This window comes from Pseudomonas sp. FFPRI_1 (assembly GCF_055384485.1).
Window position 1 is genome coordinate 3,284,439 of sequence record NZ_AP029168.1, and the last position, 17,880, is coordinate 3,302,318.

Annotated in this window: 17 protein-coding genes; 13 read left to right on the forward strand and 4 right to left on the reverse strand. The window is 63.9% G+C overall.

Annotation, left to right across the window (positions count from 1 at the left end; translation table 11 throughout):
* Positions 1–59: 59 nt before the first annotated feature.
* The 11 genes from ACZ5BO_RS14660 to ACZ5BO_RS14710 all read left to right on the forward strand — a co-directional run bounded on the left by ACZ5BO_RS14660 (position 60) and on the right by ACZ5BO_RS14710 (position 10,505).
* Complete coding sequence (locus ACZ5BO_RS14660) at positions 60–452, forward strand: VOC family protein (protein ID WP_025128029.1); 393 nt, start codon at positions 60–62, stop codon at positions 450–452.
* A gap of 42 nt (positions 453–494) precedes the next feature.
* The gene (locus ACZ5BO_RS14665) at positions 495–848 is read left to right on the forward strand and encodes a DUF1801 domain-containing protein (RefSeq protein ID WP_025128030.1); all 354 of its coding nucleotides are present in this window, start codon (positions 495–497) and stop codon (positions 846–848) included.
* A 103-nt stretch (positions 849–951) separates the two neighbouring features.
* A complete protein-coding gene (locus tag ACZ5BO_RS14670; protein WP_025128031.1) occupies positions 952–1,692 on the forward strand; it encodes a class I SAM-dependent DNA methyltransferase in 741 nt (246 codons plus the stop codon).
* A gap of 24 nt (positions 1,693–1,716) precedes the next feature.
* The gene (locus tag ACZ5BO_RS14675; protein WP_051586068.1) at positions 1,717–2,337 is read left to right on the forward strand and encodes a sugar O-acetyltransferase; all 621 of its coding nucleotides are present in this window, start codon (positions 1,717–1,719) and stop codon (positions 2,335–2,337) included.
* A gap of 17 nt (positions 2,338–2,354) precedes the next feature.
* Entirely contained in the window at positions 2,355–2,972 is a 618-nt protein-coding gene (gene cysC / locus ACZ5BO_RS14680) for an adenylyl-sulfate kinase (RefSeq protein WP_464700647.1), read from the forward strand.
* Positions 2,972–5,296, forward strand: a complete 2,325-nt coding sequence (locus ACZ5BO_RS14685) for an efflux RND transporter permease subunit (protein ID WP_025128034.1) — start codon at positions 2,972–2,974, stop codon at positions 5,294–5,296. Before cysC ends, ACZ5BO_RS14685 begins: the two co-directional genes overlap by 1 nt.
* Before the next feature lie 31 nt (positions 5,297–5,327).
* The gene (locus ACZ5BO_RS14690) at positions 5,328–6,131 is read left to right on the forward strand and encodes an outer membrane lipoprotein-sorting protein (protein WP_025128035.1); all 804 of its coding nucleotides are present in this window, start codon (positions 5,328–5,330) and stop codon (positions 6,129–6,131) included.
* Complete coding sequence (locus ACZ5BO_RS14695; RefSeq protein WP_464700649.1) at positions 6,128–7,339, forward strand: hypothetical protein; 1,212 nt, start codon at positions 6,128–6,130, stop codon at positions 7,337–7,339. The genes ACZ5BO_RS14690 and ACZ5BO_RS14695 overlap by 4 nt, the downstream gene beginning before the upstream one ends.
* 54 nt (positions 7,340–7,393) lie before the next feature.
* Positions 7,394–8,563, forward strand: a complete 1,170-nt coding sequence (locus tag ACZ5BO_RS14700; RefSeq protein WP_464700651.1) for a hypothetical protein — start codon at positions 7,394–7,396, stop codon at positions 8,561–8,563.
* Positions 8,564–8,647: 84 nt separating this feature from the next.
* The gene (locus ACZ5BO_RS14705) at positions 8,648–9,754 is read left to right on the forward strand and encodes a bis-aminopropyl spermidine synthase family protein (protein WP_464700653.1); all 1,107 of its coding nucleotides are present in this window, start codon (positions 8,648–8,650) and stop codon (positions 9,752–9,754) included.
* Complete coding sequence (locus tag ACZ5BO_RS14710; RefSeq protein WP_464700655.1) at positions 9,744–10,505, forward strand: PIG-L deacetylase family protein; 762 nt, start codon at positions 9,744–9,746, stop codon at positions 10,503–10,505. The genes ACZ5BO_RS14705 and ACZ5BO_RS14710 overlap by 11 nt, the downstream gene beginning before the upstream one ends.
* Here the strand turns inward: ACZ5BO_RS14710 and ACZ5BO_RS14715 are convergent.
* The 4 genes from ACZ5BO_RS14715 to ACZ5BO_RS14730 are packed head-to-tail and all read right to left on the reverse strand — an operon-like array spanning position 10,445 to position 15,018.
* Positions 10,445–11,317, reverse strand: coding sequence for a glycosyltransferase family 2 protein (locus ACZ5BO_RS14715; protein WP_025128040.1), 873 nt, complete (start codon positions 11,315–11,317; stop codon positions 10,445–10,447). The two genes, ACZ5BO_RS14710 and ACZ5BO_RS14715, sit on opposite strands and share 61 nt — an antisense overlap.
* On the reverse strand, positions 11,317–12,696 hold the full coding sequence (locus ACZ5BO_RS14720; RefSeq protein ID WP_464700657.1) for an MATE family efflux transporter: 1,380 nt from the start codon (positions 12,694–12,696) through the stop codon (positions 11,317–11,319). Before ACZ5BO_RS14720 ends, ACZ5BO_RS14715 begins: the two co-directional genes overlap by 1 nt.
* 28 nt (positions 12,697–12,724) lie before the next feature.
* Positions 12,725–13,813 carry a Gfo/Idh/MocA family protein gene (locus ACZ5BO_RS14725; protein ID WP_025128042.1) on the reverse strand — a complete coding sequence of 363 codons (1,089 nt, stop codon included), beginning with the start codon at positions 13,811–13,813 and terminating at the stop codon, positions 12,725–12,727.
* Positions 13,810–15,018, reverse strand: a complete 1,209-nt coding sequence (locus ACZ5BO_RS14730) for a DegT/DnrJ/EryC1/StrS family aminotransferase (RefSeq protein ID WP_025128043.1) — start codon at positions 15,016–15,018, stop codon at positions 13,810–13,812. Before ACZ5BO_RS14730 ends, ACZ5BO_RS14725 begins: the two co-directional genes overlap by 4 nt.
* A 614-nt stretch (positions 15,019–15,632) precedes the next feature.
* Between ACZ5BO_RS14730 and ACZ5BO_RS14735 the strand changes: the two genes are divergently transcribed.
* Both ACZ5BO_RS14735 and ACZ5BO_RS14740 read left to right on the forward strand, forming a co-directional pair.
* Complete coding sequence (locus ACZ5BO_RS14735; RefSeq protein WP_464700659.1) at positions 15,633–16,916, forward strand: alkaline phosphatase family protein; 1,284 nt, start codon at positions 15,633–15,635, stop codon at positions 16,914–16,916.
* On the forward strand, positions 16,913–17,872 hold the full coding sequence (locus ACZ5BO_RS14740) for a transglutaminase-like domain-containing protein (protein WP_025128045.1): 960 nt from the start codon (positions 16,913–16,915) through the stop codon (positions 17,870–17,872). Before ACZ5BO_RS14735 ends, ACZ5BO_RS14740 begins: the two co-directional genes overlap by 4 nt.
* Positions 17,873–17,880: the final 8 nt, after the last annotated feature.

Genomic DNA, 17,880 nt, shown 5'->3' on the forward strand with positions numbered 1-17,880 from the left:
CATGGGCGCCACCCAGGCGCCACGAACCTCATAAACAGGGTAATTAAAGGAGTGACACTGTGAAGTTTGGATACACGATTGTTTATGTCCCCGATGTCGAAGCCTCGATCCGTTTCTTCGAGGACGCCTTCGGTTTCTCCCGCCGCTTCCTCGACGAGTCCGGCGATTACGGTGAACTCGACAGTGGCGCCACGACCCTGGCCTTCGCCAGCCGTGGCCTGGCGGACTCCAATTGCGAAGGCGGCTATCAGTTCTGCAGCCCTCAGCACAAACCCCTGGGCATCGAGATTGCCCTGGTCACCGACGATGTGCCCAAGGCCCACGCCAAGGCGCTGGCCGCCGGGGCCACGGAGCATGCAGCCATACAGCAAAAGCCCTGGGGGCAGGTGGTTTCCTATGTACGGTGCCCGGCCGGAACCCTGGTCGAATTGTGCACCCCGGTGGGCCAGTGAACGCTGGGCCTGAATCCGCAGAGCGCCAGGGAGTGCCTGACCATGCGTAACACCGAGGATGCGGTCCTGGCGTTGCTCGAGGACATCGGCAGCACCCACGGCGCCTTGCTGGATATCGTCCAGCGAGTGCGTCAGGTGGTGGAGGAAACCAGCGGCACAGTCGCGGAGATGGTCAAGTACGGGGGCATCATGTTTTCCCGTGTGGCACCGTTCTGCGGGGTCTATGCCTACACCGACCATGTATCGGTGGAGTTTGGCCAGGGCTATTTGTTCGATGACCCGCACGGGGTGCTCGAAGGCACTGGGAAGTTCCGCCGGCATATAAAGTTGTTTGCTGTATCGGATGTTCAAAAGAAGCATCTTGCTGACTATGTAAGGCAAGCACTCAATCAATAGTCTTTTGAACTGAACACCTAACTAACGGTTGTTTCCTGCGGGGGATCATATCCCCCGCACGGGACTTTATTGCCCTGAAAAAACCACAGAGTGGAATGAGCACATGAGCGATGCCAGCACTTACGGCGAGACCCTGGCCGATATCTATGACGACCTGTATGGCGAGGCCCCGGCCAATGCCATCGAGGTCCTGGTGGCAATGGCGGGCACCCGCGAGCCGGTGCTGGAACTGGGCATCGGCACCGGGCGTTTTGCCCTGCCGATGCATGAGCGGGGGGTGCAGGTGCATGGCGTCGATGCCTCACCGTCGATGCTGGAGAAACTCCGGGCCAAGCCCGGTGCGGCCGGCATTCCCCTGACCGAGGCGGACTTCGCCACCCTTGAGGGGGTGGCGGGGGGGCCGTTCAGCCTGGCCTTCTGCACCTTCAGCTCATTGTTCCTGCTGCTGTCCCAGGCCGCCCAGGTCAGCTGTTTCAAGGCCACCAGCGCCTTGCTCAAGGACCATGGACGCCTGGTGATCGAGACGTTCTACCCGGACCTGTCGCGCTACGGCAAGGACCAGCCGGTCTATGTCGGCGGCCTGGAGCGCAATGAGGTGCTGCTGGAAGCCTCGCGCCTGGACGCTGTCGCGCAGCGGGTCAGCTGCCGCTTCATCCGCATGCAGGAACAGGGGATGAAAGTGATTCCGGTAGAGCTGCGCTATGCCTGGCCGGCAGAACTGGACCTGATGGCCGAACTGGCCGGCATGCGCCTGGTACAGCGCTGGTCGAACTGGGACCAGGCGCCCTTCGTCGAAGGTTCGTTCAAACATATATCGACCTATGAAAAGTTGCCCCAGGCCTGACTTTCCAGAACTTCGGAGTTGGACATGGACGTTTCCCAATCCCCACCCATTGTGATCGACGAAGGTCGTTCGGCCCATGAGTTGATGCTCGCGGGAGAGTGGTTCTGTACTCCAGACCTGGAACTTGCACGCATGCGTTTTCGCTCCCAGGCATTGCAACGGCGCTTTAACGACTGTTCCCCGCTGGCGTTCAAGGAACAGCAGGCCCTGCTGGCGAAGTTACTCAAGCGAGTGGGCAGGAACAGTTGGATAGAACCCAACTTTTATTGTGATTACGGGGTGCATATCGAGATCGGCGATGAGGTGTTCATCAACATGAACTGCACCTTCCTGGACGGCAACCGGATCCTCATCGGCGACCGCAGCTACCTCTCGCCCAACGTGCAATTGATGACCACTGCCCACCCCATGGACCCCCGGGCGCGCACGGTGCGCATCGACGGTCGCCTCAAGTGCGTGCAGCGGGCGGCGCCGATTGTGCTGGGCAACGATGTCTGGATCGGCGCCGCAGCGGTGCTGCTGGGTGGCGTGGAGGTCGGCGACGGCAGCGTCATCGGCGCCGGCAGCGTGGTGACACGCTCGATCCCGGCCGGAGTACTGGCGGCAGGCAATCCCTGCCGAATCATCCGCTCGGTGTACGAGTGAACCTACTGGATCTGTTTATGAGAGACGTGACAGTGAATATCGATGACATGGGCAATAGCGGCGCCATCGCGTCCCTCGACGAGGCGGCCGGTTGGCTTGCCCACGGACCGTTGTGTGTCTGGTTCACCGGCCTTTCGGGTGCCGGCAAGTCGACCCTGGCCAGGGCTCTGGAAGCACGGCTCGGGCAACTGGGCGCGCGCGTGCGGGTGCTGGACGGCGACGACCTGCGTGCAGGGTTGAACAGCGACCTGAAGTTCAGTGCAGCCGACCGCAAGGAAAATATCCGTCGCCTGGGGGAAGTGGCCCGGTTGTTCTACGACAGTGGCTATATCGTCCTGGTCAGTGCGATCTCGCCGTTTGTCGAGGACCGCGAGCGAGCACGGGCGTTGTTTGCCGCACCGTCGTTCATAGAAGTGCACGTCGCCACCGACCTGGCCTTGTGCGAGGCGCGCGATCCCAAGGGCTTGTACGCCAGGGCCCGCAGTGGCCAGTTGCCGGAGTTCACCGGGATTGACAGCGCCTACGAGCCACCGGTGGCCTGCGAGTGCCTGATCGAGACGGCAGGGTGCAGTGTCGACGATGGCGTCGGGCAGTTGCTGGCGGTCATTGGGCGCATCGGTGGAGGACAGCACTGATGGCCACTTCGACCTTCGAGCGCGTGCTCAAGCGTTACCGTTTCTGGTTGTTCGCCCTGGTAGTGGCGCTGGTCGCGGGGCTGTCCTGGGGGATGACCTCGATCCGCTTTGCCGCCGACTACCGGGCGTTCTTTCCCGAGGGCGAGAAAACCGTCGAGCAACTGGACGCCCTGCACCGGCAGTTCGGCAAGTCCGACACCTTGCTGTTCGTGATCAAGAACCCCAAGGGCACGGTGTTTACCCGGGAATACCTGGAGCAGTTGCATGAATTGACGCAACAGGCCTGGCACATTCCCCACGCCTACCGGGTGGACTCGGTGACCAACTTCCAGCATGTGTTCGCCGAAGGCGACACGGTGCACGTCGAAGCCCTGGTGCGCGAGCCCAGCGACCTGACGCCGGCGCACATCGAATTGATGGAGCGCCTGGGCCGCAACGACATCGAACTGGTCAAGCGCCTGGTTTCCAGCGATGGCCAGACGGTGGGCGTGCTGGTCACCCTGCAGTTTCCGCCGCAGACCCTGGACGCGGCGTTGGCGGCCACCGCCGAAGGCCAGCGCCTGCTGGATGAGTTTGCCCGCAACAACCCGCAACTGCAGGTGCACCTGACCGGCCTGGCAGCCGTGGAAGCGGCCTACCCGGCAGCGGCGCAGCAGGACATGGCGGTGCTCACCCCGCTGATGTACCTGATCATTCTCCTGGTGACCGTGCTGATGCTGCGCAGCCTCGGCGCCTTGCTGGTGGTGCTGATCGCCATCAGCATGGCCACCGCCGCGACCCTGGGTGCCAGCGGCTGGCTGGGCTTCGAGGCGACGGCGTTGACCGGGCTGCTGCCGACCATCGTCCTGGCCACCTCGGTGGCGGAGATCATGCATGTGCTGTCCGCCGCGCGGCAGATGAGCGGCGAGTACGGCAACCGCCGGGTGGACCTGGCTTGCGCGGCAATCAAGGACACCATCAAGCCCATCGCCATTGGCACGGCGACCAATGCCGTGGGCTTCTACAGCCTGGTGTTCGCTGCCTCGCCGCCCTACAAGGAGTTCGGGGTGCTGGCGGCCATCGGTGCCCTGATGGCATTGCTGGTGACCCTCTCGGTGGCCGCGGTGCTGATCCCGCTGCTGCGACTCAAGCCGCTGGAAGGGGCCGCCAGCCGGCGCTATTCGCTGTACATGGAGCCGTTGCTGCGCTACCCGAAACTGTGGCTGCTGGGGTTCGTGGTGCTGTTCGTGCTGGCCATCGAGCCGGCGCGCAACAACCTGATCAATGACCGCATCGTGGAGAACTTCGACACCAGCATCCCGGTGCGTAACGCCACCGAGTTCGCCATGGACAACCTGTCCGGGATCTATCGCCTGGAATATGTCGCCACCTCGGCCAAGGGCGATATATCCGACCCGGGCTTTCTCACCGAGTTGGATCGTTTCGCCCAGTGGCTCAGGGCCCAGCCGGAAGTCGATTCGGTCACGACCCTCGGCGATGCCTTGAAGAAGCTCAACCAGACCATGAACGGTGGGCAGGCTGACGAGTACCGCTTGCCCACTGACCCGGCGCTGGCTGCGCAGATGCTGCTGGTCTACGAGATGTCGCTGCCGTTCGGCCTCGACCTGGGCAGCCAGATCAACATCGACAAGTCTGCCACGCGCCTGGTGGTGACCCTGACCCGGCTCGACACCCAGCAGATCCGCGACATCAAGCAGCGCGCCGATGACTGGTGGCAGGCCCACGCCGATCGCTCGGCGCTGGTGCCGGGCCTGGGCACCGGCGAGGCGGTGGTGTTCGCCAACCTCACGCACATCAGCATCGAGTACATGGTCAATGGCCTGCTGTTCGAGCTGGTGACCATCACCCTGATGGTTGCGCTGTTCCTGCGCAATGCCGGCCTGGGGTTGATCAGCATCCTGCCCAACGTCTTTCCGTTCTTCATCATGTTCGGCCTCTGGGGCCTGTGGCGCGGCGAGATCAATACCGCGGCGATCAATGTCTGCGTAGTGGTCTACGGCCTGATCGTCGAGGCCACGATCCACATCATGAGCCACTACAAAGGGCTGCGCCTGGTGCAGGGCCATCCGCCACGGGAGGCGCTGCGCCTGACCTACCAGCATGTGTTGCCGTCGGTGTTCGCCAACGCAGTGATCCTGGCCTCGGGTTTCATGGTGATGACCTTGTCGCCGTTTTCGATGAACGCCGATTTCGGTTTGCTGGCGGTCATCGCGATCTTCCTCGGGCTGATCTTCGACGCGTTGTGCCTGCCCCTGGTGCTGCTGACCTTTGACCGCTTCCTGTGGGGCCGCGCCGCCACGCGACTGGCCACCCGCGAAGCCTGAACCCCGACCGAATCCAGAGAAGGAACCGACCATGAATTGCAAAGCCGTATCCAGCGCCTGCCTGTCACTCTGCGCGCTGCTGTACCAGGCCTCCTCGCTGGCCAGCCCGGAGCAGGAACTGGGGCAGCAATACGCCCATCGCTGGCGCGACAGTGACCTGGGCTACCAGGACACCAGTGCCAGGATCCGCCTGACCCTGGTGGAAAAGGAGGGCGCCAGTACCGACCGCTTCATGCGCATGAACAGCTTTGAAACCGCCAGTACGGCGGTGGGTGACAAGGTACTGCTGACTTTCGAGGCCCCGGAGAACATCAAGAATTCCCGGGTGCTGATCCATTCCAAGATCAAGGAGGGCGACCAGGTCTGGCTGTACCTGCCGGCCCTCAAGCGGGTCAAGCGGGTGGCGGCGGCCGACCGCTCCGGTTCGTTCTCGGGCAGCGAGTTTTCCTACGAGGACATCGGTTCGATGGAGGTCGGCAACTACGACTACCAGTGGTTGCGTGACGAACCCTGCGGCGAGTTCCAGTGCGCGGTGGTCAAGCAGGTGCCGCTGTATCCGTACTCGGGCTATTCGTCGATCTGGATCTGGTACAACAAGACCGACTACCGGCAGATGAAGACCGAGTACTACGACCGCAAGGGCAGCAAGTTCAAGACCCTGACCCTGGGTGACTATCAGTTGTTCCTCGGGCGCTACTGGCGCGCCCTGAACATGACCATGGTCAACCACATCACCGGTCGGCAAACCGTCCTGGTCAGTTCCGATGTGCAGTTTCGTACCGGCATCCGCGAGGACGCCTTTGAGCCGGCAAGGCTTGGAAACCTGACGCAATGATCCCAGGCACGGGCCACCGCAGGCTCCAGGCGTTGCTGCTGGGGCTGTGCTGGAGCGTCACCCAGGTGCACGCGGAGGCGGAGCAGGGGTTGTCGGCGAAGATCGCGCTCAAGCGCTACTTCTTCACCTCGTCGCCGGCCGAGGGCGTCGACGATGGGCATCTGTCCGGCACCGCGCAGTTGGGCCTGGACTACCAGTACCTGCAGAGCTGGGACAACCTGCGCCTGCGTCTGGTGGTCAACCCGCGTTATCTGGAGAGCGGGTCCAAGGACCCGCGGCCGAGTTTCTATTGGGATGAGCTGTTCGTGCTCCTGGAACAGGACAATCGCGAGCTGAAGGTGGGGCGGATCAAGGAGCACTGGGGCGTCATGGAGACCCGCCAGTTGGTGGACGTGATCAACACCTACGACAACCTCGACGGCCTGCAGCCGGAGGAAAAACTCTCGCAAAAGGCCATCAAGCTCGGCAGTACCCTGGGGCCCGGGCACCTGAGCCTGTACCTGCTCGACGGTTTCGAGCCGGTGCAGTTCTACAGTGAGCCGGCGCGGTTTGCCGCTTACCGGGTGCAGCCGCCGGCCGAGTACATCCACGGCGGCGATCCGGACTCCCTGGACCTGGCGGCGCGTTACTTCATCTCGGTGGCCGACCTGGACATCGGCCTCAGCTACTTCAAGGGCACCAATCGCTCACCGGCATTTCGCCGCGAGGGCGACAGCCTGGTGGCCCAGTACACCGAGGTCGCGCAATGGGGGCTGGATGCGATCTGGGTCAGGGAGCAGTGGCTGTACAAACTGGAGGCCCTGGACCAGCGGGTCTCGGACAGTGCCTACAACTCGCGCAAGCTGTCGGTGGGCCTGGAGTACGCCATTACCCGGGCCTGGCGCGATGCCGACCTGAGCCTGATCGGTGAATACCACCACGACCGTGACCAGCGGCTGGCGCCGGTAAGCATCTTCGATCGCAAGTTCCTGCTAGGCGCACGCCTGGAACTCAATGATGCCCATTTGTCTTCGGTGTTCCTGGGCTACACCGCGCAGGCCTCCGACCTGGGCAACAACATGCTCAGCGCCTCCCTCGACCTGGGGCTCAGCGATGCCGTGCGGGCCGGTGTCAGCGCGGTGCTGATCAACAGCTCCGCGAGCGATGTGGTCTGGGACGCGCTGGCCAGTGATTCCCACGTGGCGTTGGAGCTTTCCTATTCATTCTGATCGCGCCGGCAAACGCCGGCTCGATCCCATGCAGTCGCCTTAAGGGATAACGCCATGGATACCTTGCTACAGATCATCGGATTCGGGCCTGCGGCCCTGGGTCTGTTCATTACTGCAGACCGCAACGGCCGCTTGCGGCAAATGCTCGACTGTGGGGTGCAGGTGCATGAGCGCAGTGGCTCCCTGGAGCAGTGGGACTGCCTGAGCTACGAGATCGAAGCCAATTCGCCGATCGCCGATTTTCTTGCCGGCATCCGCCGCGACGGCGCTTTTGCCCAGTGCCTGCAGCAGCCCCAGGTACAGCGCTGGCTGCAGGCCCCGGACCAGGTGGTGCCACTGGTGCAGGTCTCGGCGTTTTTGCGCCAGTTGGCGCAGGTGATCATCGAGCTGTGTCTGGCCCACCCCAACGCGGCGGTGCATTTTGCCCACGGGGTCGAGGCAATCCGCTGCGAGGCTGGCGGTTTCACGGTCAGCGGCAGCTGGGGTAGCCGTTCCAGCCGTTACCTGGTGCTGGCCTGTGGTGCCCGGGTGCGTGACCTGCAGCACCAGCAGGGCGTGTCGACGGCCTCGACGCTGTGCTCCGACCGGGTATTGCGCGGGCAGGTCGATCCGGCGCTGCTGCAGGCCCTGGAGCAGGGCAGAGCCGTGGTCGTGCTGGGTGGCAGCCACAGCGCCTTTTCCGTGGTCGGCTATTTGCTCGAGCGCTTCGCCGGCTGGCTCGGCCCCGGCTCGATCCAGGTTCTGTGCCGCCGGCGCCCGGCGTTGTGGGCGGCCTCGACCCGAGTGGCCGCGCCATTGCGCGCCCAGGACCGGGTGGATGAGGACAGCGGCGAGGTCAACCGCTTCTGCGGCTTGCGCGGCGCGGCCCAGGACACCCTGCTGCAGATCGAGGCCGGAGCGTGGGCCAGTGTGGTGCTGCACATCGGCGCCACTGACCCGCAACCCTGGCTCGCCCGCGGCGCGCTGCTGATCAATGCCACCGGTTACCGACCCCGGGTGCCCGGGCTGCTGGATGGCCAGGGCCGCCAGCTGAGCCTCGACCAGCTCGACGGCAACCTGTGCAAGCACCCGCAGACCCACGAACTGACCGTCGGCGGCGCAGCGGTGCCCGGGCTGTTCGGCACCGGACTGGGGTTTTCCGACCGGCGCGGCGAGACCCTGGAAGTCGGAGTCAATTTCTTTCACGGCCGCTGTGCCGGGAACATTCTGCACGCCGTGCTCTGACGGCATCTCATTTCCACCAGGCCTACAGGAGGCTGCATGCCTACGCTCGTTGCAACTCGAACGGATCTACAGACAGGACTGGCGATGCTGTCCAGCGCTTTACCCGCGGATCCCGCGGCACTGGACGACCTGCTGTGCAAGCTCGCCAGCCCCCAGCGGGTCTATCAACTGTTGTCGTCGCGCCTGACGGTGCGCCAGGTGCTCTGGTGCCTGGCACAACTGCTGGCCGAGGGGCAGTTGCGCGTGGTGCCGGAGGGCTCGGCGCAGCGCTTTGTCCGCGAGGGGGCGGACGAGGTCCCGCTGCCGGGCAGCGGCCTGCATCTGGTGGGCGACGACAGCCTGCGCTTGAACCCGCACTTTCGCGAGATCCTCACCGATCTCATCAGCGACAAGCAGAGCCAGTACAGTCAATCCATCGAGACCTACGAGACCTTGATCCGCCGCTACAAGATCATGCAGAGCCTGGGTGACTTGAATCACGAGGCGCTGTTGCTGTTGGGGGACGACGCGTTGTTCTCGCTGTTTCTCGCGGTACACGGCTATCGTCGGCGGATCGTCGTGGCAGACATCGACCCGCAGTTGCTGGTGACCATTGCCCGGGTTGCGGCGCAGCAGGGTTTCAACAATATCGAAGTGGTCCATTACGATGTCTTCCAGCCCTTGCCGCAGAGCCTGGCTGGGCAATTCGACTGCTTTGCGGTCAATGGCTTCAAGGACCTGGGGGGGCTTTTGATGTTCGTCTGTCGCGCCCTGCAGTCACTCAAGGCACCGCCGGCCATGCGCAGCGGCTACCTCAATTTCGGCAGCCACGATGTGCTTTCAGTGGCACAGGTCAAGCAGGAGGCCGAGATGCATCAGGCGCTGCTGCGCTTTGGCCTGTACCTGGATTACTGCGTGCCCTGTCCCGAAACCCATGTTTGCAGTGCCTTCGAGGAGGCCTTCAGTGCCAGCGCTCGACGCCTGGCCGAGGTGCCGCTGGCGTTGCGAGTGCCGGCGTGCGAGGCCGAGCTACAGGCGTTGCACCAGGCCTTTGCGCACCTGTCCTGGGTCCAGATGCGCAACTTTCCGGACATCCAGCTCTCGCCCCTGAAGATGGGCCGCTGTCGGGTGGTGGAGCGCAATGACCGGGAGATTTCCCGGTTCCTGCGCCTGGGCCAGCTGTATGCCGGCAGCACCGCCAATGCTCGGTGAGCTGGGAAATGGACGGGTGGTGGTGCTGTCACCGCACCCGGACGATGGCGTCTGGTCCCTGGGTAGCGGCCTGGCGCGCTGGGCACCGCACCAGGACATCCAGCTGCTCAGCCTGTTTGCCGGCGACGCCGGAGCAGGGCTGATCCAGGCCCGTGCACCCGAGCAGCGCTGGCGCTGCTTTTCCACCCCTGGACAACGTCGTGCAGAGGATCGGCGCGCCGCCACGATCCTCGGCTACGGCTGCTCGAACCTGGAGGCGGCGGATGGTGCGTTGCGCCTGGACCAGGCCGGAGGCTTTGCGCACGCCAGCCTGGCGTCACTGTTTCTGGACTCCACCCCGGCATCCTGGCCGGAGCCGGAGCCGGCCCTGGTGGCTGCGCTGCAAGGGTTTCTCCGGCCGCAGGATGTGGTCTGCGCGCCGCTGGCCATCGGTGCTCACGTCGATCATTGCCTGACCCATTGCCTGGCGCGCGGGCTGACCAATCGGCTGTACTTCTACAGCGAGTTTCCCTATGCCGATCAGATGTCGCAGCAGGCGCTGGAGCGGCATGTGCAGGCCTTGGGCCTGCAGCTGCAGGCCGAGGATATCGCCTGTTCATGGCCGGCGTGGCGCGATGCTGCGTTGTGCTACCGCTCCCAGGTCGTGATGCTGTTTGCCGGCCAGAGGCGTTTTCTCCAGGCCCTGCAGCGTCACTGCCGGGTGCAGGGGGACACGGCGTTCTGCCGAATCTGGTCGACCCGGGCAATGTAGCGCTGCACCGAGCCGGTGGGCGAGAGCAGTTCATCCAGGGCCAGGGCCTCGGCAATCGGGGCCTGGGCCTGGAACAGTTGCAGGTTATGCCGGTGGTCCTCCCAGCGCTGGGGATTGTGATGGGACATGTGGTAGCCGCAGGCGCGGGGTTCCAGGCTCAGCCTGACCCCGGCCCGCCACAACCGGTAACCCAGGTCCAGGTCTTCCATGCCCCAGCGCCGGCCATAGGAGGCGTCGAACCCTCCGACCTGTCGCCAGGCGCTGCGGGACAGGGAAATATTTGCCCCGGCACAGGCCAGCCAGGGCCATTGGTTAGCCCGTGGATGTTCAGCGGCCTGCTCCAGGGGGTTGGCCAGGGTTCGCGCGCCTTGCGCTGTCCAGCGCCCGGCCAGCAGGTCTTCCACCAGGATCGGCGGGCAGCCGGCGGTGCCCAGGGCCGGATCGCTCACCGGGCCCAGGGCAATCAGCTCCCGTAGCCGGCCGTGTACCAGGCCTTCGCGTTCCTCCTGGGCCTGCAGGTGGGCCTCGAAGAAACCGTCCTGGACCAGGATGTCATCGTCAAGAAACAGCAGTACCTCGCCCCCGGCGACACTGGCCCCGAGATTTCGCGCTGCGGCGCGCCCCAGGCCCGGCGAACGGACGACCCGTGCGCCCGGCAAGGCGTCGATCAGGGCCAGTACAGCGGGTTGGGCGGCGTCGGCCACGATCACCGTCTCGAATCTGCAGCGCGTCTGCTGGCGTTGCAGGCTGGCCAGGGTCAGGCGCAGGCGTTCGGCCTTGGCATGCACCGGCATGATCACCGAAAGTTGCATCAGGCACCCTCGTCGCGCAGGCTGGCGGCGGGGCCGGCCTGGCCGGGCTGGTGATTGAGCTGGTGGTGACGCTGGGTCATCAGTACCGCGGCGACCAGGTTGCCAACCAGCATGGCTTCCACCAGGCCATTGAGGCCGCGTTGCCAGTGCAGGGTCAGCAGCCAGCCCAGGGGCACCATCAGCAGCAGGTAGGCAATGGCATGGATCAGGGTCGGCGCCAGGGCGTCTTCGCGGCCGCGCAGGGCATTGGACATGATCCCCTGCCAGGCATCCAGAGGCAGCGCCAGAGCCAACAGCAGGATGCTCGGCAGGGCCACGGCCAACAGCTGCGAGTCATGGCTGTATTGCCCCAGCAAAGGGCCCGGCAGGACCGCCAGGACCAGAGCACAGAGCGAGCTCAGGGACACCCCCAGCAGCAGGCCGGCGCGGGTTGACAGCCTGATGTCCGCCAGGTCGCGGTTGCCATGGGCCATGCCCACCTGGATCGAAGTGGCAAAGCCGATCCCCATGGGGATCATGAACAGGATCGAACGGATGTTGACCAGCACCGCGCAGGCGGCGGCGATCAGCGGCGAGGCCACGCCGGCCATGACCGCGATGAGCATGAAGGCCAGGGCCTCGATGCCGAAGCTCAAGCCACCGCCGTAACCGATGCGGCGTTGCATCTGCCATTGCGGCCAGGCCCAGGCAAAGCGCTGGTTGATCCCGAAGTCGGCCCGGTCAGCCATGATCCGGTGCACATACAGCACGATCGCCAGGGCCATCAACAGGCGGACAATGGTGGTGCACCAGGCCGAGCCCAGGGCCCCCATTTCCGGCAGGCCGAACTCGCCGTAGACCATGGCATAGCACAGCACCGCGTTGACCAGGTTGCCGCCCAGGATCACCAGGGTCGCGGGCATGGGCCGGGAGATGCCCTCGAGGAAAAACGAGTAGGCGATATAGATCAGGATCGCTGGCAACCCCAGCGCCACGATCACCATCAGTTCGGCAATGGCCGCGGCCAGTTCCGCCTGCACCCCGAACCGTGCGAGCAAGGGCAGGCTGGCGACACTGGCCAGGGCGCAGGCCAGCCCGAGGCCGATGGCCTGGACGATCCCGCGCTGGGCGGCCAGGCCGGCGGCGCGCGGGTCCTGCTGGCCGATGGCGATCGAGCCCATGACCAGGATGCCGAACAGCAACCCCGCGGCAATCAGCATGTAGGTGTCGGCAATGGCGTGGGTGATAGAGATGGCTGCCAGCGACTCGGTGGCGTAGCGCCCAACCATGATGGTGTCCACCAGGGACAGCAGCAGGAAGCCGATGCGCGACACGACAATCGGTCCTGACAGTTTGGAAAGCTGCAGCAACTTGTCTTTGAGCAATGTGGAACTGGCCATGGGAGCGGCTCCTGGCTGCGGCGTGGGGTCAGTCACCTGACCGCGCGCCGCAGGATGGCGTGAGATGGGGGTAGAGGGAGGACATCGCCGAGGCCAGCGAGCGCAGCTTGCGGTACTCGAGTTCGCGGCTCTGCGGACAAGTGCCCAGGCGGGCGATACGGCTGCCGAGGAAATCCCGGTAGGGCGCGAGGTTGTCCTCGGCGGTGAAGGCCAGTGGGGTCTGGGTGCCGTTCGCGGTCAGCATCAGGCTGGGCTGTTGAATGCGGTTCTGGCTGAAGCCGAAGGTGGTGCGCAGGCAGAGTTCGCCGGCACTGCCGTAGAGGGTGATGCGGGTTTCATCACGCTCCTGGTGGCAGGCCCAGGCGGTGCTCATGCGCACCAGCGTACCGCCCCGGGCCTGCAGGCAACTGAATGACTGCGACTCGACTTCGACGATGCCGATCTGCCCCGGGTCCTGGTCGGCGCGCCAACTGGCCTGGTGCCGACCTTCATCGGCCGTCGCCGGCACGTGGTTGCACAAGGCGGCCTCGATCAGCGGATAGTCCAGTGCGTGCAGGGCCACTTCCAGCAGGTGCCAGCCCAGGTCCGCACCCGAGCCGGCCAGTGCCTGGCGGGCCTGGGTGAACCAGGAACCCGGGCGCGGCACCCCGTGCCTGCGGCGCCAGCTGACATCGATGCAGTGCACGTTGCCCACGGCGCCCTCGGCGAGCGCCGCAACCATGGCCCGGACATCGCTGCGGTGAGCCGCCGCGGCGCTGACCAGGAGATCGGCACCGGTTTCACGGCTACGCTGGATCAGCTGCTCGGCCTCCTCGGAGGACAGGCAGGCGGGTTTTTCCAGGATCACGTGCAGGCCCTGGTCCATGGCTCTCAAGGCTTGCTGCACGTGATGCACGTTGGGCGAGCAGATCAGGGCCAGGTTGCAGCCCTGCAACGCCTGGTCGCTCATGCAGCGATGCCAGCGCGGGCCAGGCGACAGGGCTGGGAAAGCCTCGCCCGCATCGGCCTGGGGATCGATCACCGAGACAATCTGCGCGTGGTGCTGCACCAGCAGTGGTGCCCAGATGTTGCGCACCACCCAGCCAGCCCCGACGAGGGCGACGCGGGGCTTGATCATCGTTCGCCGGCCAGGTGCTGGTGGACCTTGGCGATGGCCGTGGCGATGTCCAGGGTGTCCTGTTCGTTGCCGAGCAGGGCGCGGTGGTGGATCCAGATGCCCCGCTGGGCAATGTGCTCGGTCACCGGGCAGGCGGCGATGCACTGGGCCAGGTCCTGGCGGGTGGGGGCGGGGGCCTGCCAGAAACTGGGAATGCGGTACAGCGCCTGATAGGCGCGGAACGCCGGGATGCCTTCGGCCACCAGGCAGTCCACCACCTGGTTGCGATCCAGCACGCGCTGGCCCGGGAGGTCGTTGAGGGTGAACAGGAACATGTAGTAGGGATGGGTGTGGGCGTCCCGGGTACGTACCTGCGCGCAGACCAGTCCCTGGCGGGCCAGTGTTTCGCTGAGGAGGTGGGCGTTGTGCTGGCGCACGCGAGTCTGTTGCTCCAGGCGCGAAAGCTGGGCCCCGAGCACCGCGGCGCTGAACTCGCTCAACCGGGCGTTGGTGCCCACCACGGTGTGCTGATAACTGCGATCACCCAGCGGGCGCCCGCAATTGCCGTACAGGAAGACCTTCTCGCGCAGCTCTTCATTGGGGCACAGGACCAGGCCGCCTTCACCGGCGGTCATCAGTTTGAAGTTCTGGAAGCTGAAGCAGGCCAGGGAGCCATATTCGCCAATCCCGGTGTCTGCGTGACCACGCGCGCCGTGGGCGTGGGCGGCGTCCTGGATGATCACCAATTGATGCTGGTCGGCGATTCTCGACAGGCTGAGCATGTCGCACATGTGCCCGGCCATGTGTACCGGGATGATCGCCCGGGTGCGGGGGCCGATATTGGCCAGCACGGCGGCCGGATCGATGCACAGAGTGTCGGGCAGTACATCCACGGCAATTGCCGTGGCGCCGATGCGCTGGCAAGCCATCGAGGTGGAGATGAAGGTGAAGGCCGGCACTATGACCTCGTCACCGGCACCGATGCCCGCAGCTTGCAGGGCGATTTCAATTGCTACCGTGCCGTTGCTCACGGCAAAGGCCGAATGGGCGCCGTGCAACTGCGCGAAGGCCTGCTCGAAGTCCAGGTTCTCGCGGCCTTGCATGCGCCACCACTGGCCCTGGTGCAGGCTGCGCAGCAGAGCGCTTTCTTCTTCGGCGCCAAACTGTGGCCAAGCGGGATAAGGGGTTTGTCGAACAGGGGTACCGCCATCAATAGCCAGGGTCATACATCCATTCCCTTGGAGAGGTTGCTGAATCAACAGGCAAGCAGAGTTTTACCGAGATGTTTCGGAAAGAACTCCGGTGTTTAAAGTGTTATGCCTGAAGTTGTATTTGGGTGTCGGATTTGTCGCACTGCAGGTTCTGTTGTTTCTGAGTGGTGGTTCTGTAGTTGTTACTTTCAGAACCGTCGTGAAGATAACACGGGATTAAAATCCGAATGCAAGGTTATTTTTAGCAATGCTTTGTAATATTGTGAAATACTCTCCGAGTTGCAGTTGTCGTGTTCGGGTTAATCCCTGTGTTAAAAATTCGCAAATAGCTGATTCGCTCTGAAGGCCCCGGTTTCAATGGGTTTGTGAGGGGTTGGCAGCGGGCGTGAGCGCGCTTTATAAAAATAGCTGACGTCAAGAAAGTGTCATTTCATATCTGGGATTCTCAATGTAACTCTCCTTTTTAATTAAAGGGGTTGTTTGTATCCGGCTGCCTTTTATTTGCTTTCTTGACGGGGTGGTATTCGCGACATTGCAAAGCGATTGTCACTTTGCGGTCATGTCTAAGTGTTGGTCCGGCATGCACTAAGTTTGCCGGAGTCAGGGATGATAAGAGGCTAATTGATATTATGAAGACATTAGTTGTCATTGCCGAAGGGATGGATCCGCTGGTACTGGAGTCCGAAGTTGCCAAAGGCCGGCTTCCATGGTTCTCGCAGCGCCTTGGCGCGCACTCTTATCGACATTTGAATTGTGGGCCGGTGCCGTACGAACCGAGCAATCTGGCCACCGCGTTCTCAGGGGTCAACCCGGGACGCCATGGCTGTTTTTCCTATTGGAGCGCCCACAGTTCGGGGGAAATTCCACGGATTCTCGAAACCACCGATGTCATGGCCACACGGCTGTGGGAGTGGCCGGAAATGGCCGGCCAGCGCTTTGCCGTGATCAATGTGCAGCTCACTCATCCGCCGCAGCCGCTCAATGGCACGCTGATCACCTACCCGATGCACAACTCGATGAATACCAGCCACCCGCGCAGCCTGCTGCGTGACCTGAATGCCCAGGGGGTGCGCTATGCCCATGACGTGTCGCTGTTCTACACCGGGCAGCCCTTCGACGAGTTTGCGGCCCAGGCCTTCCGGATTGCCGAGCATCAGCTCGACAGCGCCATGGCGCTTGCGCAAGAGGCGGACGTGATGATCGTCAACCTGACCCTGGCTGATCGCCTGTCCCATTTTCTGTGGTACGAAATGCTCGACCCCGAGCCCGCGCAGCGCCCGCAGATTCTGCAGGCCTATGACTTCATCGACCGTGCCTGTGAGCGTCTGCAGTCCCTGGCCCCGGAGTCGATGCTGGTGTTTTCCGAAATGGGCTTCGGCGAGCTGGCGGGGTTCTTTTCCATTGACCAGCACTTGCGGGCCGCGGGCCTGCAAGTGCTCGACGAGCAAGGGCAGGTTGATCTCCAGCGCAGCGTTGCCCTGGAGACGGTGCAAGGTTCCCATGGGGTCATGCTCTGCGCTGACCTGTGCAATGAAGGACGCGCCAGCGCCGCCCAGCGCCAGGCGGTGATGCAATGCCTGAGCGATATCCGCTTGGCCGACGGGCAACCGGCGCTGGCCAGCGTTCGCCATCGAGAGGAGGTGTACCAGGGGCCCCATACCCATCGTGCCCCGAGCCTGATCGTGACCCCGGCGGATCCCACGCGCCCGCCTTTGGGCGACCCACGCTGGGCCAATCACGTCCGACGCACCGCGCAGTCGGGATGGCATCGCGATTGCGGCTTCGTGCTGCTGGACGGGGCCAGGATCAAGGCCGCTCCGGGGCCTCTCGAGTTGCAGCAGATCGCCCCGACCATCGCCGGGCTGAGCGGTTGCCAGGCTGCTGCTCAATGTGAAATGACGAGCTTCGCATGACCCGCCCGGCGCTTGTTCGGCAGCCGTTGGCGCATGCCGTTCTCGATAACCTGGGCAAGGTCGAGGATCACCATCGCCGGTTCAGCGTGGCGGCGGGGGAGGCGGGACTCTACGGTTTTGTCGACAGTGATCTGGCGGCGCTGAAATCCATCGGCCTGGCCTCGCGTCTTCAGGAGCACGGGGAGTACTTCGACCCCGATGACCTGTACAGCCTGTCCTTGCACCTGCGCTTGCCATCGCTGCACAAATTGGCCATGCGCAGCTGGGCTGCCGCCTTTCGCCAATCCGATCGCCAGCGGCAGGTCGAACTGGTGTACGCGCTCAACGAGAAAGACCCGCCCCAGGGACCGATCCAGGTGCTGACTGCAGCAGAGCGCCTGTGTGTGCTGCAGGCACCGCAGGGCGGTGACTTCTACCGCCAAAACCTAGTCATACCGGGCCGAATATTGCTCCTGCCGAGCCCATTTCGGGAGTTGGTCGAAGAAGTCAGCGCCGACATGCAGTTCTACATGCTGCATGACGGAGTTCGTTGGGATCTTGAATTCATGAGCCGGCACAAGCTGGCCGAATGCGGTGGCTTCTCGAAATTGCTGGTCGAGCGGGCCAAGGCACTTGGCTTGCCTGCCAGGCAGGTCTTCGGCCTGCTGCTCAGTTCCCCCTATGCCACCGGCCATTACTGGGCCGAGCTGCAGATCTGTGGCGAGTGGATTGCCGTAGACCCCTTGATGATCCGCCTGCTGTCACAGCAGGCGGGGCTTTCCTGTGGTCAGTGGCCGCTGCACAGGTCGCCGCTGGGCGCTCTGTTGAGGCTATGCGTGGTCGAGACCTATGACCACAACGGAGCGCCCTGTTTGAGCTGCTTCGAAGACAAGTACTTTCGCCAGCTCCCTGTGGCGACGGCAGGAACCATGCAGTACCGGGTGTCATACAGGGTAGCGGTTCAGCTGCCTGATTAATTCGATCG